The following is a 24,198-nucleotide window of genomic DNA, read 5'->3' on the forward strand; positions in this document are numbered from 1 at the left end:
CCCTATGGACAAGAGAGCCAAGGACCTCGCGGAGGCGGTCGCGCCCATCCCCGACGGGGCCAGCGTCATGATCGGCGGCTTCGGGTCGTCCGGCATCCCCTTCGGCCTGATCGACGCGCTGCTGGAACAGGGCGCGCGCGAGCTGACGATCATCGCCAACAACGCCGGCGCGGGCGAGACGGGCGTGGCCAAGCTGCTGCGCGACGGACGGGTGGCGAAAGTCGTCTGCTCCTACCCCCGCTCGCCCGGGTCGATCTGGTTCGAGAGGCGCTTCGAGGCCCGCGAGATCGAGCTGGAGGTCATCCCGCAGGGCACGCTGGCCGAACGCATCCGCGCGGCGGGCGCGGGGCTGGGCGGTTTCCTGACGCCCACGGGCTATGGCACCCTGCTGGCGGAGGGCAAGGAGACGCGGGTAATCGACGGGCGCGGCTATGTGATGGAAGGGCCGCTCCATGCCGATTTCGCGCTGCTGCGGGCCGAGGCCGGCGACCCCTGGGGGAACCTGAGCTATCACGGCACGGCGCGGAACTTCAATCCGGTCATGGCCATGGGCGCGCGCCACAGCATCGCCGAAGTCCGCCACCTGTCGGAGGCCCCCCTCGAGCCGGAGCGCGTCGTCACCCCCGGTATCTTCGTGCAGAGCGTCGTCGAATACGGAGTGCGCCCATGAACCGTCTCAGCGACAGCGACCTGGCCGCGCGGGTGGCCCGCGACATCCCCGACGGGTCCTACGTGAACCTCGGGATCGGCAAGCCCACCCATGTCTCGGCTCATGTCCCCGATGGGCGGGAGGTGGTCTATCATTCCGAGAACGGCATCCTCGGCGTCGGGCCGACCCCCCCCGCGGGGCAGGAGGACGTCGAGATGATCGACGCGAGCAAGCGCTACATCACCACCGCGCCGGGCGCGTCCTTCTTCGAACATGCCGACAGCTTCGCGATGATGCGCGGCGGGCACATAGATATCGCGGTGCTCGGCGCCTATCAGGTGGCCGAAAACGGCGACCTGGCCAACTGGGCGACGCTCGACGAGACGTTCCCGCCCGCGGTCGGCGGGGCCATGGACCTGGTCGTCGGCGTGCCCCGCATCCTGGTGATGATGCGCCACACCGGGCGCGACGGCGAGGCGAAGCTGCTGCGCCGTTGCACCTTTCCGCTGACCGGGCTCGGCGTGGTGAGCCGGGTCTATACCGACCTTGCCGTGCTCGACGTGACCGACGCGGGCTTTGTGCTCGTGGACCTGACGCCCGGCAACTCGCTGGCCGAGGTGCAGGCCGTGACGGAGGCCACGATCCACACCTGACCCGCCGCATTCCGAACGACAGGACACCGCATGAAGACCAGCGCCCCCGATACGCACGACGACCTGCGCGACGCGCTTCGCAGCCTCTGCGCGGCGTTTCCGCCCGAATACCACCGCAGGCACGGGGCCGAGGGCACCTATCCGGTGGAGTTCATCGACGCGCTGACCGAGGCGGGATGGATGGCCGCGATGATCCCCGAGGCCTTCGGCGGCTCGGGCCTCGGGCTGACCGAGGCGAGCATCGTGATGGAGGAGATCAACCGCGCCGGCGGCAACGCGGGCCATTGCCACGGCCAGATGTACAACATGGGCACGCTGCTGCGCCATGGGTCGGACGCGCAGAAGGAACGCTATCTGCCGTGCATCGCCAGCGGTAAGCTGCGCCTGCAGTCCATGGCCGTGACCGAGCCGACGACGGGAACGGATACGACGAAGCTCAAGACCACGGCCGTCCGGAAAGGCGACACATATGTCGTCAACGGCCAGAAGGTCTGGATCAGCCGGGTGCAGCATTCCGATTTGATGATCCTGCTCGCCCGCACGACGCCGCTGGCCGAGGTGGCGCGCAAGTCGGACGGACTGTCGGTGTTCCTGCTGGAGCTCGACGGGTTGATCGGCCGGGGGATGGAGGTGAAGCCCATTGCCAACATGGTCGGGCACGAGACGAACGAGCTGTTCTTCGACGACCTGGAGATCCCCGCCGACACGCTGATCGGCGAGGAGGGGAAAGGGTTCCGCTACATCCTCGACGGGCTGAACGCGGAACGGACGCTGATCGCCGCGGAATGCATCGGGGACGGCTACTGGTTCATCGACCGGGCGGTGGCCTATGCCGGCGAGCGCGAGGTCTTCGGCCGCCCCATCGGGCAGAACCAGGGCGTGCAGTTCCCGCTCGCCCGCGCCTTCACCAACATCGAGGCGGCGAACCTGATGCGGTTCGAGGCCTGCCGCCGCTTCGACGCCATGGAGCCGGCCGGCGCACAGGCGAACATGGCCAAGCTGCTGGCGGCCGATGCCTCCTGGGAGGCGGCGAACGCCTGCATGCAGACCTTCGGCGGTTTCGGCTTCGCGCAGGACTACGACATCGAGCGCAAGTTCCGGGAGACGCGACTCTATCAGGTGGCGCCGATTTCGACCAACCTCATCCTGTCCTACGTGGCCGAGCATGTCCTCGGCCTGCCGCGCAGCTTCTGAGATGGAGCGCGTAGCCGCCCCCCTGTGCTTTCCGCTCTTCGTGCCGGCCGACCGGCCCGACCGCTTCGCGCGCGCCTGCGAAGCGGGCACGGACTGTGTCGTCATCGACCTGGAGGACGCCGTTCCCGCGCGCAGCAAGACGGCCGTGCGGCGCATCCCCCACGGGGCGCTGCCCGACGGGCGGACGGCGCGGCTGTGGCTGCGGATCAACGGCTGCGGCACGCCTTGGCATACGGACGACGTGGCCTTCGCGCGGGCGGCGGAGTTCGACGGCGTGATGCTGCCCAAGACCGAGAGCGCGGCCGAGATCGACACCCTGCGCGCCGCGCTGGCGCCGGGGCGGACGGTCGTGGCGCTGGTCGAGACGGTGGCGGGGCTGGCCGCGATCGACGCCATCGCCGCGGCGGCGGACCGCGTCGCCTTCGGCTCCATCGACATGGCGGAGGACATGGGCTGCGCGCATCTGCGGTCGGTCCTGCTGCCGGTGCGGAGCGCCATCGTCCGGGCGGCGCGGCTGGCCTGCCGGCCCGCGCCCATCGACGGCGTGACGGCAGAGGTGCGCGATGCGGGTGCGGCGGCCGACGACGCGGTTCACGCGCAGGAGATGGGCTTCGGCGGCAAGCTCCTGATCCATCCCGCGCAGGTCGAGCCGGTGCGCGCGGCCTTCCGCCCCGCGCCCGCGCTGGTGGACTGGGCCTGCCGGGTGGTCGACGCCTCGGCGGACGGCACGACCGTCACGGTGGACGGCGCCATGGTGGACGCGCCGCTCGTCGCCCGCGCGCGCCGCATATTGGACCGTGGGAGGGAACTTGCATGACCCAGCCTGGAATCGACATGGACCGTCTGAATTGCTGGCTCGGCCGCGAGGAGGCCGCGTCGGACGTGGTGACGCCCGGTCTGGTCGAGAGGTTCCGCGCGACCTTCGGGGGTTGGCTGCGGGCAGGGGGCGATGAGGTGCCGCCCGGTCTGCACTGGTGCCTTGCGCCGCCCGCGGTGCCGCGCGGCGACCTCGGTCCCGACGGCCATCCGGCGCGGGGCGGCTTCCTGCCGCCGGTGCCGCTGCCCAGCCGGATGTGGGCGGGGGGCGATCTGCGCCTGCTGCGGCCCCTGCGGATCGGCGACACCGTCACCCGCCGGTCCCGCATCGGGGCGATCACGCCCAAGGACGGGCGCAGCGGGCCGCTCGTGTTCGTCGCGTTGCACCATGTCCTGAGCGTGGGCGGCGCGCCCGTCATCGAGGAGCGCCACGACATCGTCTATCGCCCCGCCCGCACGCCCGCGGCGCAGGCCGCGCCCGACGACATCGGCGCCCCGGTGCCCGAAGGCGGCTGGGTCGGGGATGCGGTCACGCTGTTTCGCTACTCGGCGATGACGTTCAACGGGCATCGCATCCATTACGACCGTCCCTATGCCACGGAGGTGGAGTTCTATCCCGGCCTCGTGGTGCACGGCCCGATCCAGGCGACGCTTCTGCTGAACGCCGCGGCTGCGCGGGCGGGGCCCGCGTTCCGCTTCGCCTATCGCGGGGTCTCGCCGCTCATCGCGGGGCAGCCGGTGACGCTTCACGCGCAGGAGGATCGCCTGCGGCTGGAGCGGCTCGACGGCACCGTGACCTTCGAGGCCAGCCATTCCCCGATCTGAAGGAGCTCCGACATGGGCCCGACGACTCTCGACGACCTCAAGGCCGGCCTGACGCTCCCGCTGATCGGCGCGCCGATGTTCCTCGCATCCGGTGTCGATCTGGTGGTGGCGCAATGCCGCGCCGGGATCATAGGCACCTTCCCTTCGCTCAACGCGCGCCCGGCAGCCGCCATCGACGACTGGCTGACGCAGATCGAGACGCGGCTCGCGGGAACCGGGGCGGCGGCGTATGGCGTGAACCTGATCGTGAACGCCTACAACGAGCGGCTGGAGGAGGACCTCGCCGCCATCGTCCGCCACAAGGTGCCGCTGGTCATCACCTCGCTTTCGGCGCCCGACAGGGTGGTCGAGGCGGTCCATTCCTATGGCGGACTGGTGTTCCACGACGTCATCAAGGCGCGCCACGCCCGACGCGCTGCCGCCTCCGGCGTGGACGGGCTGATCCTGGTCGCGGCGGGGGCGGGGGGTCATGCCGGAACGCTCAGCCCCTTCGCGCTGATCGAGGAGGTGCGCGCCTTCTGGGACGGGCCGCTGATCCTGTCGGGGGCCATCGCCAACGGGCGCGCGATCCTGGCCGCAGAGGTGCTCGGCTGCGATTTCGCCTATGCCGGCACGGTCTTCATCCCCACGCGGGAGGCCATTGCGCCCGAAGCCCACAAGCAGGCCATCGTCGAGGCGGAGGCCGACGGCATCCTCTATACCCCCTATTTCTCGGGCACACACGCCAATTACCTCTCCTCCAGCATCGTCGCCGCCGGTGTCGATCCGGAGGAGGCGCTGCGGGCGCAGCCGCGGCAGATGGCGTCCAAGAACGATCCGGCGCGGCCCAAGGCCTGGAAGGACGTCTGGAGCGCGGGGCAGGGCGTGATCCAGTCGCAGGCGGTGGAGCCGGCGGCCGAAGTGATCGCGCGCCTGCGCCGGGAATACGATGCGGCGCGGAGAACCCTTTGCGCGACGATAGAAGGACCAACCCCATGACCGGAACGATCCACCAGAACGTGCCCGACAGCCGGGGCACGAACGCCTGGCGCGCCGACCCGGCGTTCGCGGCGCTGCTCGACCTTTACATGACGCCGCAGGTGCGCGCGCTGCTCGACCCGCAGCTCGACCGGATGGGCGCGCTGGTGGGCGACCGGCTGGAGCGGCTGGCCATCGAGGCGGACCGGAACCCGCCCGTCCTGTCGCTGCGAGCGCGCAACGGGGCGCCCGACGAGCGGGTCGAGAAACACCCCGCCTACCGCGAACTGGAGCAGGTGGCCTTTGCGGATTTCGGGCTGGCCGCCATGTCGCACCGTGCGGGCGTCTTCGGGGCCGGGGCGCCGCTGCCGCCCGTGGCGAAATACGCGCTGGTGTTCTTGCTGGTGCAGGCCGAGTTCGGGCTTTGCTGCCCGCTCAGCATGACGGATTCGCTGACCCGGACGCTGCGCCGGTTCGGCGATGCCGACCTCGTCGCGCGGCATCTGGACGGTCTGCTGAGCCAGGATATGGAGGCGCTGACGCAGGGTGCGATGTTCATGACCGAACAGGCCGCGGGCTCGGATGTGGGCGCCATCGACACCGTCGCGCGCGAGGAGGGGGGGGAATGGCGCCTCTGGGGCGACAAGTGGTTCTGCTCGAACCCCGATGCGGGCCTCGCCATGGTGCTGGCGCGGCCGGAGGGGGGCCAGGACGGGACCAGGGGCCTGTCGCTGTTCCTGCTGCCGCGCGACCTGCCCGACGGGAGCCGGAACGCCTATCGGATCGTGCGGCTCAAGGACAAGATGGGCACGCGGTCCATGGCCTCGGGCGAGATCGTGATGGAGGGCGCGGCGGCCTGGCTGGTGGGCGATCCGGGGCAGGGCTTCAAGCAGATGACCGACATGATCAACATGTCGCGGCTGGCCAACGGCGTGCGCAGCGCCGGTCTGATGCGCCGGTCGGTGGCCGAGGCGCTGTTCATCGCGCGCCACCGCACGGCCTTCGACGGCCGCCTGATCGACAAGCCGCTGATGCGGCGGCAGCTGGCCAAGATGGTGGTCAGCGCCGAACAGGCGCGCAGCATGGTGTTCCACACTGCCCGTGTCCTGGAGGCGGCCGACGGCGGTGATGCGGAAATGGCCCGCGTCCTGCGGATCCTGACGCCGCTCATCAAGTTCCGGACCTGCCGCGAGGCGCGCAAGGTGGCCGGCGACGCGATGGAGGTGCGTGGCGGCTGCGGCTATATCGAGGAATGGTCCGACGCGCGCGTCCTGCGCGATGCGCATCTGGGCTCCATCTGGGAGGGGACGAGCAACATCGTGGCCCTCGACGTGGCCCGCGCCGCGCGGCGCGCGGGGGCGGGCGAGGCGCTGACTGACTACCTCGAGGGCCTGCTGTCCGAGGTCGACACCCCTCTTGCCGATCAGCTTCGCCCGCTGCTCGGCCGCGCCGCCGCGTTGCTGACCGAAGCCGCCGAAGGGGCGGAGGCGGAGGTGCGCCGGGCCGCGACCGCGCTCTACCACGTGACCTCCGCAATCTTCCTCGCCTGGGAAGGCGCGCGGATCGAGGGGCCGACGGGCACCGATCGCAGGCGCCTGGCGGAACTGGTGGTCACGCATCGCCTGTGCCCGGCCGATCCGCTGGCGCCCGTCGCGGCGGACCCGGAGTGGCTGCCCGACCTGCTGGCGCGCGCCGGGTGCGATACGGACGGGTGAGGGTCGATTGACGCGAATGGAGTGCGATCGGCTGGTCGGGCTATCCGGCCCTCCGGGGGGGGAAGCCTGAACGATGCGTTCCTGGCGTTACCCCAGGTCCCCCGTCAAGGTCCGCCCTCGTTCCAACCACCCATGACCGCGCTCTGCGATACTTCGCCAAGACGATATCTGACCCCGGACGCAGGCGTCGCGCATAGCCTTTGCCCGCACCTCCAGCATCGATCGGGAAGCGTCCCCAAGTTCGCGCACCCGGGAGCGGTCGTTTTTCGCCGTCCCGCAGATACATCGGACGCGATCCTTGCCGGCCTGCTTCCAGCGATGCAGAGGCTGTGGGACGGCTTGCGGACCCGCACCCTTCGACAGCTTGGGCAACGGTCCGTCTTGCAGCGATGAAAGAGATTTCATCCAAGTGGACTCGGCAGGCTGACGATGACAAGTCGCGGGAGCCGAACTAGATGCGGAGATCGAGATGAACCTCGAGACCAGCCAAGATCGCCGAGGTGCATGGAAGTACCGGCTACACGACCGGTTCTGGAAGCTCGTCGCAAGCAGGGCGCAGAAACCGAAACCCGGCGTGGTGACGGATCCGACGCTCCACGCGGGGGGACGCCTCGATGCCGACGTGTGCATCGTCACGAACTGCACCTTTCCCGGCGGGAACGCGGTGACCACGCTGACCGAACTCGAAGCCTTCGAGGCCGCCGGGCTCCGCGTTCTCATCGTCAATTGCAGCATCAAGCGGTCGCGCTGGAAATGGCGGTGGATGTCCGAGCGTTTCCTGCCCTGGCAGGACCGGGTCGTGCCCGCTCATCATGTCGAGCATCTGACCTGCCGGACCTTGATCGCCCGCGGTCCCCGCATGATGACCACCCGTCTGTTCGAGAAGCTGACGCATCGCATCACGCCGGACCATGCGATCATGGTGATCAACAACGCGGCCTGGAACGAGGATGGCAGACCCATCTTCGATTGGCCGGATCTGCACCGCCGGGTCGCGGCCCTGCCCTGGCCGTCGGTCGAACTTTGCCCGCTGAGCCCCCTCATCCGGGCCGAGTCCGACCGCGACCTGGAGGGAACGGACGTGACCTCGCGCCTGTCGCCACGCGACTGGCCCCCCGTTCTCGACGAGACCGCCTTCGAGTTCGCGCCGCGGCCGAGGCTGACGGCGCCGATCACGATCGGCCGGCACGCGCGGGATCATCCGGGCAAGTGGCTCGAGGATCCCGACGAGTTGCTTGCGGCCTATCCCGAGGGCGATCCGGACCTGCGGGTCCGTATCCTGGGCGGCGCCGAAGTGGTCGAGATGATGCTCGGACGGACCCCGGACGGGTGGGAGGTGCTGCCGTTCGGTCTGGGCGGGGTGCAGGACTATCTTGCGTCGCTCGACGTCTTCGTGAACTTCCCCTCGCCCGAGCGGCACGAGGCCTTCGGGCGGACCATCGCGGAAGCGGTGCTTTCGGGGCTCCCGGTGATCCTGCCGCCGCGGTTCGAAGCGACGTTCGGGGACCTGGGCTTCTACTGCATGCCGGCCGAGGTGCGCGGCGTGATCGAACGGCTTGCCGCCGACGATCCGGGCCGGTTGGCGCATCTTGCGGCCTGTCGTGACCTCGCCGCGGAACTCTACGGTCGGGCAAGCCTGGTCCGACGCCTGCGCGACGGCGGCGCTGTCCCGAAGCCGCGCCTGTCCGAAGAGCGCCGGGCCTGGCGGTCGACGATCCTGCCCCGGCCGTAAGGACGTCGTGCCGGATCCGGCTTCATTGTCGGCCGTCACCGTTTCGGTCTAGGGAGGTTGCATGCGTATCGGTCTGTTCAACGACACCTCCGTGAGCGGGCATCACGGATGTACCGCCGTGATGACGACGCTGCTGCGCGCGCTTGCGGCGCGGGATGCGGACCCGGTCTGGCTCTGGCCCGTCGGGGTGCCCTGGCAGCCCCGTGTCCGCTGGCTCGACCGACGGCCGGTCGATGCGATCGTGGTCAACGGCGAAGGGACGATCCACCATTCCGCCGAGCGCCAGCGGACGCGCGATTTGCTCGAACTGCCGGCCTATGCGCGCAAACGGGGCGTGCCGATCCATTTGCTCAACGCGTCGATCTCCGACCTCGATGCTCCGGCGATCGAGGCGCTGCGCGGGTTCGACACGATCCACGTCCGGGAGTCGGAAAGTCTCGGTTACCTCTCCGGGCTGGGAATCGCTGCGACGATGGTGCCGGACCTGTCGCTCGGCGTGACGTTCGCACCCCCCTCGTCGGAACGTGACGGGATCCTCGTCACCGACAGCGTCCTCAGGGAAACGGCGAAGGCGCTGAGGACGGTCGCCGCCGAGATCGGGGCCGACCATGCGCGAATGCGGCCGAAGAAGAGAGGCCCCCGCTTGGCCAGGTTGCGTCACCGGCTGGAGGACAAGTGGCCGCCGCTGGCCGCGGGGCGGAACTGGCGCCCGCGCTCGGACGTCGATGCCTTCGGTCGGCGCCTTTCGACGGCGGCGCTGGTCCTGACGGGACGGTTCCACACCGTCCTGCTGTCCCTGGCGACGTTCACGCCCGTGATCGCCCTGCCGTCCAACACCCGCAAGATCGAGGCGGTGATGGCGGATTCGCTTGGTCATGAGGGCCGGATGCTGGAACTCGACCTGCTCCGCGATCCGGCCACCATCGAGCGGTTGCGGGCGGGCGTGCCATACGCCGAGGCGGACCGGGCGGCGATCCGTCGCTACCTCGAGCAGGCCGAGATGGGGCGCTCGCGGATGTTCGACGACATTCTGCGGCAGGTCGGCAGATGAGGATCCGGACCCGGCGGATCGAGGCGGCGGCGAAGCGGTTGCGCGCGCGCCTCCAACTCGTTCCCTGGCTGCCCGGCGGGCCGGATCAGCTTCGGCCGTCCGACTTCCGCGACCTTCGGGTCATCGTGATCGGCCCGGCCGAGACGGTGACGGAGGATCTGGAGGGGACGGACGTCGATTCCTACGATGTCGTCGTGCGTCTGAACAACGGCCTCATGCTCTCGGAGGCGCAGCCGGACGTCCTCGGCCGCCGCACCGACGTCCTCTTTCACAACCTCCGGGAGGAGGGCGAGCGCAGTGCCGGGGCCATCCCCGCTTCCCGCCTGAACGCGCTCGGCGTCGGCATGGTCGTCTATCCGCACTGGCGCAACCGGCGCCTGCGAGATCTCTATTGGGCGAAGCGAGCCGAGCTGGGGCGCGACGGCGGCCCGCCGGTCAGGATCGTCCCCCCGCGGATGACGGACCGGATCCGCCGGGCAATCGGCGACCGACCACCGACCGTCGGGACCTCCGCGGTGATGTTCTTCCTCGACTGCCCCATCGCCGAACTTGCCATTCACGGTTTCACCTTCTTCGAGACGGCCTATGCGTCGGGCTACAACCCGGCCGTGCGCACCGGCGCGGAGGCGCGGGCCTGGGTCGATGCCCGCGGGGCGCACGAACCTCTCAGCGAGAAGGCCGCCCTGCGGCGCCGCCTTGAGGCTCCGCATCGGCCAGAGGTCGTTCTCGGCCGCCACGTGCGCCGCCACCTTTATCAGGATTGAGCTTGGACCCACATCAGTTGGATATTCCGTATTGACCCCCATCGACGAAACCCGGCTTTCGGCCGATCTGCGCCGCATCATCGCAGGGCGGCCCGTTTCCCTGGTCGGGAACGCGGCCTCGCTGCTTGCGTCGGGTCACGGGTCCCGCATCGACGCCGGCTGTGTCGTCCGGCTGAATTCAGGCATCCCCGTCCGGCCGGCGGCCCAGGGTCGGAGGATCGACGTCCATTGCTTCAGCACGCGACCCAGCCTGGAACGCAACCTGCGCCTCGCGCCGTGGCGCATCAGGTTCAAGCGTGGCTATCTGCGGGGGGCCTATTCCGTCTGGATGAGCGAGGCCGACCGGAGCGAGGCTGCCGATCCGGACCAGGCCTTCTATCCCCGTCACCTTCGGGAGGACCTGGCGGCAGCGCTGGGGGCGCGTCCCTCCGTCGGTGTCGCCACATTCCACATGCTCTCGACGCTGACGGACGCAGGGATCCGTATCTTCGGCTTCGACTTCAAGGCGAGCGGGACCTACTACCGGACTAAGGACAACAAGGGCGCCCACGATTGGGCGGCCGAACGGGACTTCGTACTCGAAGCGGTGGAGCGGAACGGCTGGCAGATTTTCTCCTGACCGATCAAGAGGCTGCCGGTCGTGTCAACCGGCCGCCAAGGCTGCCTCTATCCGCCCGCGCAGGTCCTTGACGATGCGGGCCTTCAAATCCGAGATGTCTACGGGCTTCGGTAGCGGCAACTTCGCTGGGCCTGATATGCGTTCGCGCAGGGTCAACGATGGCAGACGCGGAATACCTGCCTCGTCGATGACGCTCGTGCGCCTTCCGACCGGACCGGTGAACACCACCGGGATTCCCATCGCAGCGCAGGGCATCGCACAGTGGATACGCGAGGTCACGACGTATCGTGCGGTCCGCCCGTACGTCCGTACCATTTCGGTCGCATATTCGATTCTAAGATCGTTCGGCACGGCAACGAGCCGGTGACTGACATCCCGGATGGCGAGACCTTCGGGGTTGTCGATCTTTCCCACTGGCCGGTTTCTATCCGCTTCCACCAGGTAGATGGAATCCGCGTTCCGATCTTCGGGAGCGTCGAAGGTTAGCGTCGCGCAATAGGAGAAATAGGCCTCAACGCCGAGCGAGCGGATGAATTCCATTGTGGCCTTGTCGCGGCAGCCAATAGGCGCGTGCCGTCGCAGATACTCGACGTTTTGCGCCACGGTCTCGCGCATCCGCTTCTGGACGTGAAAGCCAAAGAACAACGGTACGATCCGGTCGCTCGGCGGCCAGTTCCGGATTTCGTTCTGGAACCATCCGTTCATGATCAGGAGAGCCCGATCGCCCCGATACGTGTCGAGATGATCCCGGGGGATAAACAGATCGACGGCAGGAAGGTGTTGCATGACGGCCACCGACTGCACGTCGTCGCCGATGTTGTTTCCGGGCCATGACAGGGCTGCGATCTTCATCTTTCTCGTCTCCTATTGGCCACGCACGCGCAAAGCTGTCTTACGGTTCGACAAGCCTTTGGTCCATGGTCCGCCCCGGTCGCCCCTCACGTCCCCTCGAACTGCAAGGCGTGCAGGTTTGCGAAGAGGCCGCCGCGGCTGAGAAGTTCGGACTGCGTTCCCTCGTCGTCGACGCGGCCGTGTTCCATGGCGACGATCTTGTCGGCGCCGGCGACCGTCGAAAGGCGGTGCGCGATGACGAGGACCGTCCGGCCCCGGGACAGCGTCTCAAGCGCGGCCTGGACCTTGACCTCCGCCGCGGAGTCGAGCGCCGAGGTCGCCTCGTCGAGGAGCAGGATGGGCGTGTCGCGCAGGATGGCGCGGGCGATCGCGACGCGCTGGCGCTGTCCGCCCGACAGGTTGGAGCCGCGCGGGCCAGCGCGGGTGTCGAGGCCCGCGGGCATCGCATCGACGAACTCGGCGACGTGGGCCGCCTCGATGGCCGCGCGCAGCCGGTCCTCAGACACGTCGGTGCGGCCGAGGAGGATGTTCTCGCGGATGGTCTCGTCGAACAGCAGCGCGTCCTGCGTGACCACCGAGAACAGCGACCGCAGACCGCCCAGCTCCATCCCCGCGATGTCCTGCCCGCCGATGGTCACGCGGCCGGATTTCGGCTCGACAAGGCGGGTCAGGACGTTGAAGACGGTCGTCTTCCCGGCACCCGACGGACCCACGAGCGCGGTCGTCCGGCCGGCCTGGGCGGTGAAGTCGAGGCCCCGGAGGATCTCGGACTTGCCGTAGGACAGCCGCACGTCCTCGAACCGGATCGTCGTGTCGGGCAGGTCCGGGCGGCGCAGGACGGGTTCGGGGCCGGGCAGGGTGGGCCGCATGTCGAGCAGCTGGAACACCCGCTCGAGGCTGGCGGCGGCCTTCTGCCATGTCCCGGTGAGCGACGCGAGGCGACGGATCGGCTGGAATGCCAGGGTCATGGCGGCGAAGAAGGACATGAAGTCGCCTACCGTCTTCTCGCCCGAGATGATCTCGCGTCCGCCGTAGAGCAGGACGCAGAAGAACCCCAGGCCGACGGCGAGGTCGACGAGCCCCGGGATCATCGCCGATCCGGCCGCCGATTTGACCTTCGCCGTCACGAACGCATCGGTGAGCGAGACGAACCGGCCGACCTGGTATTGTTCCAGCCCGTTCAGCTTGACCGGCGTCACGCCGTGAAAGACCTCGTCCAGGCGCGTGGTCCGCGCGGCGGTGATTTCCCGAAGCGCTGCGCTTTTCTTGCGGATGTAGCGTTGCAGCACGAAGTTCGGACCGATCAGGAACGGCGCGCCGATCAGGGTGACCAGCGTCCAGACCGGATCGATCAGGATGGCGACGGTCCCCAGTGAAACCAGCCCGACGGCATCGCGCCCGGCCCCGAGGATCAGCGCCTGCCAGATGCCCTGGGTCGCGGTCGCGTCGGAGGCCACGCGGGCAATCATCGTTCCGGGCGATGTCGCCTGAAAGAAGGCGTTGTCCAGCGTCAGCACATGCCGGAGGAGATCCGCCTGCATGTCCGCGGAATTGCGGTTCGAGATCCGTGTGACGATGATCCGCTGCGCCACGCCGGTGACCGCCCGAAGCGCGAACAGCCCGAAGATCCCCAGGCCGACCCACCAGATTGCATCGGCCTGTCCGCCCACGAAGATACGGTCGAACATCGGCTTGAGCAGCCAGGACAGCAGGCCGAGCGTGCTGCCCTCGATGACCATCAAGGTGCCTGCGACCGCGATCATCGGGGCATGACGCCGAAGATAAGTGCGCCACAGGCGCGCGAACATCTCGCCGTCTCCGTACGGCCGGTCCTTCAAACGCTTTCGTTTCGCCAATTCCTGTCCGGTCCCGGAAGCTGTGGTCAGAACGGGGCTAGAGGTTTCCGCCTCGCGCGTCCAGTTCTTGCCATGCCCGTTCCGGCCGCGATGCGCCGCCCCGGTCACCGTCGCCGGACTATGCAGCGCGGAGCAGCATGTTTTCGCCCGCCGCAACGTTGACCGGCCCCCCGGACCTGCGCGCGGCGCCGTCCGGTAAGCCTGGACGGCAGCAGACCTTGTCCGACGCGGCGATCCAGGCCCGTCCGACGATCAAGGTCCTGTCTGGCCTGCCGCCGCGTCAGACGATCGAATGTATCGTGAGTCTTCTGGAGCTTGCCAGCCTCGGCTCGCCGGTCGCGGAGTTTTCGACGTTCTGCCGCTGTCAGAGGAGGCTGGCCGTGCAATTGCCCCACCGGGGGTCGGGCGGGCCGCTGCTCCTGCTCGTCGACAGCACCGGCATCAAGGCCCACCGTCGAAGCCTGGCCGAGACGAGGATGAACTGCGTCAACCTCCCGGGTCCGAGACCGGCCTGCCGCGATTTCGAACGCCAGACCGCCGAACTTCAGGTCCGCAGCGCGATCCTCGACCGCAGCGCCGCTCTCGGCATCCCCGTCACGCGGCCCATTGGCTGTCATCAGACAGGGAAAGGGAAGAACGGCCGCCAGGAGATCTACGCAACATGGTCCTCAAGGCGCCATCCGAAGAAGGGTTCGTCCAAGTCGCCTTCGTCATCCTTCAGAACTGGCAACCGGATCCCCCCTTCCGCGTTATGGTCTGCCCCTTGCGCGGACGGGCGTGAGGGGGAGGACGATCGATGGCGAAAGGCGGACTGAGCGACCGGGACCGCAGGCTTCTGTTCGGAGACGGCGACTTGCGGCCCGGCGAGGCCGTCGTGCACTTCGAGCACGGTCTGGCCAGTTACGGCGGCGAAGAGACGATCGAAATCGAAGGGGAAGACCAGACGCTTCATGTCTTCATCTATCGCCATGGCGGCAAGCTGATGCTTCCCGCCGAGCCGGGACGCGACTTCTGGCCCTTCGGCGCTCCGGCGAGTGACGTAACCCTCGATCGGCTGAAGGCCGGAGATTGGGAACGACGTCGCGACGAAATGATCGCGGAGCTTCGCGACGGCGTGGCAAAGCTTGTCGAGGAGGATCGCGCGCGGCGCGAGAACCCGGCACGGGCACTCTGCCCGCCGCAGGGCGAGATGGAAGATTTCGCCAAAGGGTTTGCCCATGAACCGACGTCCGATCAGGCGCGCGCGATAGATGCCGTCCTCGATGACCTGGCGCGCGACGTGCCCATGGACCGGATGCTGATCGGCGACGTGGGGTTCGGCAAGACGGAAGTGGCTCTCCGTGCGGCGGCGGCCGCGGCGTTCAGCGGGCATCAGGTGCTGTTTGCCGCCCCGACGACCGTGCTGGTTCGTCAACATGCCCGCACACTGCGCGAGCGTTTCGGGCAGGACATGGTGGTCGAGTTGTCGCGCCTGACACCCGACGGGGAGCGATCGGAGATCCTGGCCCGCATCGCGTCGGGCGAGGCGAAAGTCATCGTCGGCACGCAGGCTCTTCTTTCGGATGACGTGACGTTCGCGGCCCTTTCCCTCGCCATCATCGACGAGGAGCAGCGGTTCGGGCAGGAGCAGAAGCGCGACCTGCGCGGCCTCGTTCCGGGCCTCCACGTCCTGGGCATGACGGCGACGCCCATACCGCGGTCGTTGGCCGCCGCCGAGATAGGATTGATGGACGTCTCGGTCGTCGCATCCGCGCCCGCGACGCGTCTGCCGGTCGAGGTCCGCATCTCCGGCTTCGACCTCTCCGCCATCGAGACCGCCATCGGGGAGGAGATCGCGCGCGGCGGTCAGGTCTTCGTCGTGTGCCCGCGCATCGAAGGGGCCCGCCGGATCGAAGCCGTGCTGGAGCAGCGGGGGGCCGATTTTTCCCATGTTCTCGCTCATGGCCAGATGGACGACGACGTGCTCGACACAGGGATATCACGGTTCATGGAGGGCGACGTCGATGTCCTGCTGTCGACGACCATCATAGAGAGCGGGCTCGACAACCCGCGGGCCAACACGATGATCGTGCTGGATGCCGAGCTTTTCGGTCTGGCCCAGCTGCATCAACTGCGCGGTCGCATCGGGCGCGGGAACGTGGCCGCGAAGATGCTTCTGATGACGGATATCGAAGGCGAAAATGCCGCCGCGGCCGAAACCGGAGAGGCGGAGGCCGACGCGGCCCGGCGCCTTCAGGTCTTTGCCGAAATGTCCGACATCGGCGCGGGGTTCCGCATCGCGCGCGAAGATCGTGACATGCGCGGTTTCGGAACGATCGACGGTGATGAACAATCGGGCCATGCATCGCGCTTGGGCATCGGGCTCTATCGCCATATCCTGCGCGAATACGATGCGGGCAAACGGATCTGACCGCCGAAGCATGCGGCGACGGCAGACCGGATATTTCGCGCCGCAGGCTCCGCGCCGGGGCCGAAAGGCATCGAGGCCTCCTTGCTCCTGCTCCGGTTCCGGGCGCGTCGACCTTAGGCCAGCTGCCTCGCGCCCGGCGCGATGCGGAGTTCATGGGGCGCAAAGCTGCGGCCCGGGCGGCGGACCGGTCGCCCGGCGATCGCCTCGGTATAGATATCCTCCGCCCTGTCGATCATCCGTTGAACCGAAAAGTGCTGCTCGACCCGCGCGCGGCAGGCCGGTCGCGACATCCCGATGGCGGCCTTCAGCGCTTCGGCCAAGGCCTCCGGGTCGTGCGGCGGGGCATAGGTTCCCGTGTCGCCGACCACCTCGCGCACCGCACCCATGTCGATGCAGGCCACCGGCAGGCCCGTCGCCATCGCCTCGATCGCCGCCAGGCCGAAGGGTTCGTCCCAGAGCGGAGTGAACAGCAGCGCCGAGGCCTTTCCGACTTCGCGCGCCAGCGCCGGGCCGGCGAGATGCCCCCCGTATCGGATGGCGGAGGACAGATGCGGCCGGACCTCAGCCTCGAAATAGTCGCGATGTTCGATCGTGCCGAAGATCGTCAGGGGCACGCCGGCCAGACGGGCCGCCTGCGCCGCCAGGTGGGTTCCCTTCGTCGGCGTGATCCGTCCGCACCAGACGGCCGAGCCATCGCCCTGTGGAACATAGGGCCAGTCGGCCAGGTCGATGCCGTTGGACAGCACCGAAGCCTCTGCCGGGGCGCCGTTCGGCCACCAGCGACGCACCTGTACCTGCGACGTCGTCGTGAACCGAACCCACGGCGCGACGCTGTCGTGCACCGCGCGGCGCAACACGTCGAAGGGCGGCACGTGCAACGACGTGACCATCGGCAGACCCTCGCTTGCCGCCAGCCGCGGGATGAAGCGATGAAGGCCGTTGTTGTGGATCACGTCAAACCGCCCGCGCAGCAGGTCGCGGGCCGCGCGCGCGTAGGCGTGGTCGAGATGGTCGGTCAGGACAGTCGTGCCGTGATACCGGTGCCACGGAAACTCCGCGTCGTAATGAACCGGCAGGACGGCATGGATCCGCACCCCCGCGGGCATCCCGGACGCACTGTCGCCCGACGCGAAGACCGTCACCTCGTGCCCCCGATCCGCGAGGTGCCTGGCCAGATGCCAGGAATGCGCCTCCATCCCGCCCGCGAAGGGGGGCGCGATCGGATGCCGGATGTGGGCGACGAGGGCGATCCGCATCACTCGGCCGCGATCCGTCGGCCCGGGGTCAGCAACTCCGCCTGCAGGCGGGTCATCTCCGCATGGCGTTCGGCCATCGTCCTCGTGTCTTCGGTGCCGGCAATCCGACGCTCCCGGTCCTCCAGCAGGCGGATGACCGGGCCGGTCGCCGCATAGGGCATGTCGGAGCGTTGTTCGCAGAGCGCGAAATCCTCGGGTCCCGGTTCGCGCAACTGGCGCAGCCCGTCGGGGCCATTCTCGATCAGGCCCATCATGCGGAAACCGTGCAGCCAGTGTTCCATGGTCCGGTGGCCCCATTTCGCGGCGAAGATCTCGGTGTTGCGCAGGATCGACGCGATGTGGTGGATCGGCGGCATGCAGTGGGCGTGATGCTGATGATAGGAGCGTGCGCCTCTGATCCACCAGATCGGGATACCCTTTTCCTGAAGCGTCCGACCGAAATCCGTATCCTCTCCGCCGTAGCCACGGAAGCGTTCGTCGAACCCCCCGGAGGCGGCCCAGTCGTCACGGTGCATCGCGAAGGTCAGCGACCAGAAGCAGCGGTAGTCCTCACAGCGCTTGCGGTCGCTCTCGGGCGGCCCCTGCCGGTCGGAATGGCGCACGGCGACGGCGTCGAACGTCTCGGCCGTCCAGCCCGGCCCGGTCGCGCCGGCGGGCAGGTAGAGGACTTCGCCCATCGTCAGCCCGTCGCCCTTTCCGGTATGTGCAGCATAGTCGGCCACCAGTTCGGGATGCGGGATGCAATCGACGTCGAGGAACACCAGCACGTCCCCCTGCGCGGCCGCGCCCGCGGCGTTGCGCGCGCGGGCCAGCGGCAGCTCGTCGTCGACGATGTGGATCTGCCGGATCGGGAAGTCGGTGTCGGGCAGGTCGGTATAGGGTGCGTCCTGCATCACGGCGATGATCATCTCGTGGGGCTGATGGGTCTGCCGTGCCAGCCCGGCGATGACGTGGCGCAGGTGCGCCTCGCGCCCGCGGGCCAGGGTCAGGATGGAAACGGAAGGGGCGGGATCTGTCATGGCAAAGCTCCGGCTGCAGGCTGCGAAAGCGGGGTGTCAAGGCGCTGGCACAGGGCGTCCAGCCATCGCGCCACATGGGCTGCGGCATCGGGCCGGACCATGTCGCGCTGAAGGTCCGGGTCGTGATCCCGACGCACGCGGGCGATCGCCGCCTCCCATGCCGGGATCGAGGCGGGCATGGACCCGAGGTGCATGGCCACGCCTGCCGCGTCGAGCGCCTTCGCCTTGGCGATCTGCTCATCGAAATACCGCCATTCCGGCACGGCGATCCACGGCAGCCCGGCGGCCAGGATCTGCTGGCAGGTGGTGTTCCCGGTCGAGGCGACGACCAGGTCGGCGGCGGCCAGATGGGCCGGGATATCGTCGACCCATCCCTTGTGCGTAAGGTTCGCGGGTTCCGTCGCGTGCCAGTCGCGGGCGACCTGTCCCACGGTGATCCACCGGGTCCGGGGCATGGCGCGGGCTCCGAGGGCAAGGGGCGCGGCGGAGAGGCCGGACCCGCCGCCGCCTGACAGGACAAGGACGACCTCCTCCCCTGCGCCGATGCCCAGACGGGCCCGCGCCTCGGCACGGTCGGGCAGGGCCGTGTCCGCCCCGAGTCCGCCGGCGAAGACCGCCTTGGCGCGCATCTCGGGCGTCCAGTCCTCCTGCGCCAGCCGGACGTCGCATGGCACGATGAGGCCCGCCGCCCCGTCATAGGCCGCGCGATGCCCCGCATCGGTCCGATCCCCGTGCTGCAGGACCTTCACATGCGGGACGGAGCAGATGCGGGCCAACTGCGCCACCTCGGCGGAGACGTCGCAGACGATCAGCGCGGGGTCGGCCGTGACGAACCAGCCTGCGATCCGCCCCATCGCCTCGCGGATGCCGGGCCATCCCAGCGGCGCACAGTGCAGCGTTTCGGGCGTGGGTATCCAATCGGATGCGCGTTCCTGCCCGGTCGGCTCGAAGAGGGACGGGATCCGTATGACTTCGGCGGCGGGATGCGCGGTTCGCACCAGTTCCGGCCGGGCGCAGAAGATCGTGACGGGCCGATCGGCGGGCAAGGCGTCGACGATCGCTGCGCAACGTTCCGCATGGCCACGTCCCTGATGGTGCAGGAAGTAGCCGATCGGCCTGGGGCCCGTATCCGGCCCGCGACCGAATGACGCGACGAAATCCTTCATGCCGACACCCGCGCCGGGGTGGTGGGGACGAGCACACCGGCCCGGCCCAGCCCTTCGAGCACGCCGTCTGCGTGGTTTCCTCGGGCGCGGTACAGACCGGCGCGGGGTGGCAGGGCGTCAAGCTCGCGCAGGGCGTTCCCGACGATGATCCCGTCGCCGCAGGCGGTGAGCATGTCGATATCGTTGCCGCTGTCTCCCGCGACGATGCAATCGGCGGCGGACAGGTTGTACCGCCGCGCAAAGGCCCGGATCGCCGCCGCCTTGCCGCCGTGAAGGGGCAGCACGTCGATCAGTCGCTCATGCGACGCCACGACGCGGGCCTTCAGGCCGGCCGCCTGCAGGTGACGCCGGATCCGGGCCGCTTCGGCCTCGTTCCCGAAGCAGGCCAGTTTCCAGCCGCGCTGCTCGATCGGGGTCTGCATCGCGGCGGCCGCCTCTGCCAACGCCCGGGCGACGGCGGCGCGATCCCAGTCGCGGCCGATCTCGGCGGCATAGTCCGGGCAAAGGATCAATCGTCCATTCTGCCCATGACGGTGCAGCTCCGTTCCCACGGCGGTGATGAAGGCATCCGGCTCGGGCAGGGACCACTCGGCCAGCACGGCGCGCGCCTCGCTGATGCATCGGCCAGTGGCGACGACGAAGGGAATGTCGCGGGTCTCGGCCCAGTCGCGGAACAGTTCGGCCGAGCGGCGGCATCCCGTCAGCGTCCCGTCGATGTCGCAGGCCAGCACGCGGCGGGGGGCGGCGAACGTACGGGCAGGGCGACGCAAGCCGCCATAGACCCGCTGCGCCCGGCCGGCCCAGACGTCCCAGTCGAAGGCGCCGATGTTGCGTCGGCCGGCCTGCGATGCGCCGGTCCAGCGGGCCGGGTCCCCAAGCAGGCCGGCGATGGCTGTCCCCACCTGTTCCACGTCGCGGGGATCGACCGTGACGCCGTGACCCAGGGTCGCGAGGATGTCCACGGGCCCGCCCTCGCGCGTGGCGACGACCGGCAGGCCGGCTTGCGCCGCTTCCAGCAGGGTCAGGCCGAAGGGCTCGTGCAGGGCCGGGTTCACGAAGACGCCGCCGCGCTGGCGCGCCAGCCGGTAGAGCTGCGCCACGACGTCCGGTGAATGCCGCGCCGGCAGGGCGATGCGGCCGGCATGCGGGGCGGCGAGACGCTCCAGCTCCTCGATCACCCCGCGCGTTTCCGGGGTTTGGACGATGTCGGGGCCGCGCTGCCCGGCCAGAATGACGAGGTTGGCACGGTCGTAGAGAAGCGGATCGTTCAGATAGGCGCGAATCAGCGTCGCCAGGTTCTTCTTGCGAACCGGCCGCGCGATGGCGAGGATCATGGGCCTGTCCGCGTCGTCGAGCAACGGATCGACCAGCGCGCGGGCCACGGCCGTGCCCGGCCCGGACGGGGGCAGGATGACGCCCGGCGGAATCCGGTGCGTCTGCGCCGCGACATCGACGCCATAGTCCTCCACCTGCCGTTCCGCCTCATCGCGGGACGACACGACGATCGCGTCGGAGGTGCGCAGGGCGGCCCGCTCCTCCTCGATGCGTGTCGTCAAGGCCGCCGCGGGAGTCCCCCCCATGCAGCCGAGCTTATCGATCCCAAGCGAATGCGGCGTATAAACCACAGGGATGGAGTGCTCCTCGGCGGCATCCCGGACGACGGCGGCCGCATCCGCGAAATGCACATGGATCACGTCCGGCTTGCGCTCGAACCCGGAGATAAGCCGGGAAAACGCCCGCCCCATCGCGGGACGGTCCGCCATCAGCGCTTCCTTCGCCAGATACCGGCTGTCGGGTGTCGCAAGCCGCAGGATGCGGGTCTTCCGGTTCACCCGCTGCGACAGACGGGCATAGTCGCGCCCGAGGGTCGGGTCATCGAAGGCACGTGTCACGATGTCCACGCGGGCCACGTCGGCGCGTCGCGCCTGCGCCAGCGCGGCACCGAGAACATAGGCGATATGGCCACCGGTATCGTCGGTGATACCATACGACACGTCGGGAAACGTCAGACAGCCCCCAAGGGCAACGTGAACGATGTGCATGGCAATCCTCAATGGCAGTACCCCTTAACCAGAAATCGGGGGGGGCGTTCCATCCGACAGGCCGGCGGCGAAGCGATTGACCGCCCGATCGCGCGATGCGACCAGTAAAACAAAGCGAGTCCTTTCAACCTCCTGGGATGTCATCTTGTGCGAGCCGCGGGCAAATCGGCGATCCGTCATCGCTACCTGTTCGTCGGGGGCCTGCACCGCTCCGGCACCAGCCTGCTGTCCCGCATGATCGGCACCCTTCCGCAGGTCGCGCAGATCGAGGATGCGCCCGTGCCGGAGAACGAAGGCGCGTATCTGCAGGGGGCCATTCCACACGATGCGCTGTCGGGCCGTCCGATGCACTTCGCGACCGATCCCGCCCAGCATCTGACCGAAGACCATCCCCTGAACCGGCTGGCGACACGTGAGAGGCTCGAGGTGGATTGGGCCCCGTGGTTCGGCCCGGGCACGTGGCGGGTTGAGAAGTCGCCCGTCAACCTGACGCGGATGCGCCTGCTGCAGCAGCTCTTTCCCCTGTCGCAATTCGTCGTGGTCCTGCGCCATCCCGAAGCGGTCGCCGCGGCCGTGGCGAAATGGGTGGACGCCCCCGCGCGGGCGCTGATCGACCATTGGCTCGACGCGCACGACCGTCTGGCGATCGACCTCGACCATCTGCATTCCGTCATGGTCCTGCGCTACGAGGATCTGACGGACCGGCCCGCGGCCCATCTCGCGGCCGTCGCGGCGTTCCTCGACCTGCCCGCGCCGACCGTTCCCCCGGCGGAGACCGTCTCGAACCGCAATGCCGAGTACCGCGGAGCCGCGCCCCTGACGGACGGGCAGGCCGACCGCGCCGGCCGCTGGGGCTATGCGCCGAAGCTGGCAATACTCGCAGGCCAGCCACCGATTGTCCGCCATCCCCTGCGCGCCGTTCGCACCGCGACCGAGGCGTGCCTGCGAAAGGACTGACGCGCGACTGCGGAAGATCGCGTGCAAGCGGGCGGTTGCCTGGGGGAGTTTCGGGGCCGGCTCATTCCCTTTCACTATTGCGGCAGATGCAACGAACAATACGGAATTATGTGTATTCTTCCGCGGAAGGTCCGGCCTTATCTCACGTTGCAAGCGAGGCAAGCCAGCCAGGATCCCGGGCCGCCCACTACCGGCGTTGTGAGGCCATGAGGTCGCGCGGCGGCGCCCGGCCTTCCCCGTACGAGGAGAATTTGCGATGAACGACCGTCAACTCGAAACCATATGGGCGCCGCGCATGCTCAGCCTGCTGCGGATCGTGGCCGCCCTCATCTTCTTCGCGCACGGGACCGACAAGATCCTGGGCTTTCCAGACACCGGTCGGACGCCCGACGCCTTCACGCTAGGGTGGATCGCCGGCGTGATCGAACTCGTCGGGGGTGGGCTGCTGATTGCCGGGCTGTTCACCCGCCCGGTCGCCTTTCTGACGTCGGGCCTGATGGCCGCCGCCTATTTCATCGCGCACGCTCCGCAAAGCGTCTTTCCCGGGATCAACGGCGGCGATGCCGCGATCCTCTACTGCTTCGTGTTCCTCTATCTCGTCTTCGCGGGGCCGGGGCCCTGGAGCATCGACGCCCTTCGGAACGAACGGTCGGGCGCACGCGTCTGATACGGTACCCTCATTTCCCACCCCTCACAGGAGACTTTCCATGTCTGTCAAGCTCGCTGTCATCTATTATTCCAGCTACGGGACCAATCATCGGATGGCCTCGATCGCGGCCGAGGCGGCGCGGGCGGCGGGGGCGGAGGTTCGGTTGCTGAAGGCGCCCGAGACCGCGCCGGCCGAGGTCGTCGCCGGCATCGATGCCTGGAAGGCCCAGGCCGAGAAGGGTGCCGATGTTCCCGACGCGACGGTGGAGGACATGGAATGGGCCGATGCCTATCTGATTTCGGCGCCGACCCGCTTCGGCATCATGGCCAGCCAGATGCGCGCCTTCATCGACACGCTGGGCGGGATCTGGTCCAGGGGCGGGCTGGCGAACAAGCCGGTCTCGGCGATGACCTCGACGCAGAACGTGAACGGCGGGCAGGAGACGACGCTGGTGTCGTTCTACACCACGGTCATGCACTGGGGCGGGGTCGTGGTGGCGCCGGGCTATACCGACGACGTCATCTTCAAGACCGGGGGCAACCCCTACGGCTACAGCCACATCGCGGGCGCGGAGTTCACCGAGGAGGTGCAGGCCGCCATCTCGCACCAGGCCCGCCGCCTGGTCGATGTCGCGGGGAAGCTGACGGCCGGCGACGCCTGAGGCCGGGGGGTCGGGGGGCCATCGTCCGGGACGGCCCCCCGGCGGGTCTCCCGTGCTCCCCTGCGCCGTCACCTCGACCCCGCTGCCCTGACCTGCGGTTTTTCCGGCCGGACGGTCTAGGTTGTCTTGTTCCACGCAATCCTTCGAAAGTCCCTCGATGCCCCTGTCGTTCCGCCTCGCCCTGCCGCTTGCAGCCTGCATCGCCCTGAGCCCCGCCGCCTTGCGGGCGGAGGGGGATCAGGGGCGGGGGGCGATGCGGCAGATCTCGACCCACATGGGCGAGATGACCATGTCGGCCGAGGCGGGGGACCTTTCGGTCGACGACGCCCTGCGGTTCGAGCCCTACCAGCAGCTC

22 protein-coding genes and 1 pseudogene are annotated in these 24,198 nt (G+C 68.8%); 17 read left to right on the forward strand and 6 right to left on the reverse strand.

The window, feature by feature from the left end:
- Positions 1–4: 4 nt before the first annotated feature.
- From JAN5088_RS00135 to JAN5088_RS00185, 11 genes are all read left to right on the forward strand, one after another.
- Positions 5–670, forward strand: coding sequence for a 3-oxoacid CoA-transferase subunit A (locus tag JAN5088_RS00135; protein WP_055680784.1), 666 nt, complete (start codon positions 5–7; stop codon positions 668–670).
- The gene (locus JAN5088_RS00140) at positions 667–1,302 is read left to right on the forward strand and encodes a 3-oxoacid CoA-transferase subunit B (protein ID WP_055680785.1); all 636 of its coding nucleotides are present in this window, start codon (positions 667–669) and stop codon (positions 1,300–1,302) included. Before JAN5088_RS00135 ends, JAN5088_RS00140 begins: the two co-directional genes overlap by 4 nt.
- 30 nt (positions 1,303–1,332) lie before the next feature.
- Positions 1,333–2,496, forward strand: a complete 1,164-nt coding sequence (locus JAN5088_RS00145) for an acyl-CoA dehydrogenase family protein (protein ID WP_055680786.1) — start codon at positions 1,333–1,335, stop codon at positions 2,494–2,496.
- Between the two features lies 1 nt (position 2,497).
- A complete protein-coding gene (locus JAN5088_RS00150; RefSeq protein WP_055680787.1) occupies positions 2,498–3,313 on the forward strand; it encodes an HpcH/HpaI aldolase/citrate lyase family protein in 816 nt (271 codons plus the stop codon).
- A complete protein-coding gene (locus JAN5088_RS00155) occupies positions 3,310–4,137 on the forward strand; it encodes an HTD2 family dehydratase (protein ID WP_055680788.1) in 828 nt (275 codons plus the stop codon). The genes JAN5088_RS00150 and JAN5088_RS00155 overlap by 4 nt, the downstream gene beginning before the upstream one ends.
- 12 nt (positions 4,138–4,149) lie before the next feature.
- The gene (locus JAN5088_RS00160) at positions 4,150–5,115 is read left to right on the forward strand and encodes an NAD(P)H-dependent flavin oxidoreductase (protein ID WP_055680789.1); all 966 of its coding nucleotides are present in this window, start codon (positions 4,150–4,152) and stop codon (positions 5,113–5,115) included.
- Positions 5,112–6,809, forward strand: a complete 1,698-nt coding sequence (locus tag JAN5088_RS00165; RefSeq protein ID WP_055680790.1) for an acyl-CoA dehydrogenase family protein — start codon at positions 5,112–5,114, stop codon at positions 6,807–6,809. Before JAN5088_RS00160 ends, JAN5088_RS00165 begins: the two co-directional genes overlap by 4 nt.
- A 469-nt stretch (positions 6,810–7,278) precedes the next feature.
- A complete protein-coding gene (locus tag JAN5088_RS00170) occupies positions 7,279–8,541 on the forward strand; it encodes a glycosyltransferase family protein (RefSeq protein WP_143114587.1) in 1,263 nt (420 codons plus the stop codon).
- 61 nt (positions 8,542–8,602) lie between these two features.
- Positions 8,603–9,592 (forward strand): polysaccharide pyruvyl transferase family protein, encoded by a 990-nt coding sequence (locus JAN5088_RS00175; protein ID WP_055680792.1) that lies wholly within the window; start codon positions 8,603–8,605, stop codon positions 9,590–9,592.
- The gene (locus JAN5088_RS00180) at positions 9,589–10,356 is read left to right on the forward strand and encodes a hypothetical protein (protein WP_055680793.1); all 768 of its coding nucleotides are present in this window, start codon (positions 9,589–9,591) and stop codon (positions 10,354–10,356) included. Before JAN5088_RS00175 ends, JAN5088_RS00180 begins: the two co-directional genes overlap by 4 nt.
- A 31-nt stretch (positions 10,357–10,387) precedes the next feature.
- A complete protein-coding gene (locus JAN5088_RS00185) occupies positions 10,388–10,975 on the forward strand; it encodes a glycosyltransferase family 29 protein (protein ID WP_055680794.1) in 588 nt (195 codons plus the stop codon).
- A gap of 24 nt (positions 10,976–10,999) precedes the next feature.
- Here JAN5088_RS00185 and JAN5088_RS00190 read toward each other — a convergent pair whose 3' ends face one another.
- Entirely contained in the window at positions 11,000–11,827 is an 828-nt protein-coding gene (locus JAN5088_RS00190; protein WP_055680795.1) for a polysaccharide pyruvyl transferase family protein, read from the reverse strand.
- An 86-nt stretch (positions 11,828–11,913) separates the two neighbouring features.
- Complete coding sequence (locus tag JAN5088_RS00195) at positions 11,914–13,635, reverse strand: ABC transporter ATP-binding protein (RefSeq protein ID WP_055680796.1); 1,722 nt, start codon at positions 13,633–13,635, stop codon at positions 11,914–11,916.
- Between the two features lie 185 nt (positions 13,636–13,820).
- Here JAN5088_RS00195 and JAN5088_RS19565 point away from each other — a divergent pair.
- Together JAN5088_RS19565 and JAN5088_RS00205 are read left to right on the forward strand one after the other, a co-directional pair.
- Positions 13,821–14,294, forward strand: a pseudogene (locus JAN5088_RS19565) (transposase); the annotation flags it as partial.
- A 185-nt stretch (positions 14,295–14,479) separates the two neighbouring features.
- Positions 14,480–16,093 carry a DEAD/DEAH box helicase gene (locus tag JAN5088_RS00205; protein WP_055680797.1) on the forward strand — a complete coding sequence of 538 codons (1,614 nt, stop codon included), beginning with the start codon at positions 14,480–14,482 and terminating at the stop codon, positions 16,091–16,093.
- Positions 16,094–16,206: 113 nt separating this feature from the next.
- On the opposite strand, the gene JAN5088_RS00210 is transcribed toward JAN5088_RS00205, so the two are convergent.
- The 4 genes from JAN5088_RS00210 to JAN5088_RS00225 are packed head-to-tail and all read right to left on the reverse strand — an operon-like array spanning position 16,207 to position 21,576.
- Entirely contained in the window at positions 16,207–17,349 is a 1,143-nt protein-coding gene (locus JAN5088_RS00210; RefSeq protein ID WP_055680798.1) for a glycosyltransferase, read from the reverse strand.
- Positions 17,349–18,368: a glycosyltransferase family 2 protein gene (locus JAN5088_RS00215; protein WP_055680799.1), complete on the reverse strand. Its 1,020-nt coding sequence runs from the start codon at positions 18,366–18,368 to the stop codon at positions 17,349–17,351. Before JAN5088_RS00215 ends, JAN5088_RS00210 begins: the two co-directional genes overlap by 1 nt.
- Complete coding sequence (locus JAN5088_RS00220; protein ID WP_055680800.1) at positions 18,365–19,534, reverse strand: glycosyltransferase; 1,170 nt, start codon at positions 19,532–19,534, stop codon at positions 18,365–18,367. The genes JAN5088_RS00215 and JAN5088_RS00220 overlap by 4 nt, the downstream gene beginning before the upstream one ends.
- The gene (locus JAN5088_RS00225) at positions 19,531–21,576 is read right to left on the reverse strand and encodes an HAD-IIB family hydrolase (RefSeq protein ID WP_055680801.1); all 2,046 of its coding nucleotides are present in this window, start codon (positions 21,574–21,576) and stop codon (positions 19,531–19,533) included. The genes JAN5088_RS00220 and JAN5088_RS00225 overlap by 4 nt, the downstream gene beginning before the upstream one ends.
- A gap of 147 nt (positions 21,577–21,723) precedes the next feature.
- Between JAN5088_RS00225 and JAN5088_RS00230 the strand changes: the two genes are divergently transcribed.
- The 4 genes from JAN5088_RS00230 to JAN5088_RS00245 form a co-directional block, all read left to right on the forward strand.
- Positions 21,724–22,533: a sulfotransferase gene (locus tag JAN5088_RS00230; RefSeq protein WP_233489674.1), complete on the forward strand. Its 810-nt coding sequence runs from the start codon at positions 21,724–21,726 to the stop codon at positions 22,531–22,533.
- Between the two features lie 256 nt (positions 22,534–22,789).
- Positions 22,790–23,200: a DoxX family protein gene (locus tag JAN5088_RS00235; RefSeq protein ID WP_055680802.1), complete on the forward strand. Its 411-nt coding sequence runs from the start codon at positions 22,790–22,792 to the stop codon at positions 23,198–23,200.
- Between the two features lie 40 nt (positions 23,201–23,240).
- On the forward strand, positions 23,241–23,843 hold the full coding sequence (wrbA, locus tag JAN5088_RS00240) for an NAD(P)H:quinone oxidoreductase (RefSeq protein WP_055680803.1): 603 nt from the start codon (positions 23,241–23,243) through the stop codon (positions 23,841–23,843).
- Positions 23,844–24,000: 157 nt separating this feature from the next.
- On the forward strand, positions 24,001–24,198 hold a 198-nt coding region (locus tag JAN5088_RS00245), incomplete at its 3' end, for a hypothetical protein (protein WP_144431837.1).

It is taken from the genome of Jannaschia rubra, from assembly GCF_001403735.1.
GTDB classification, from domain to species: Bacteria; Pseudomonadota; Alphaproteobacteria; order Rhodobacterales; family Rhodobacteraceae; genus Jannaschia; species Jannaschia rubra.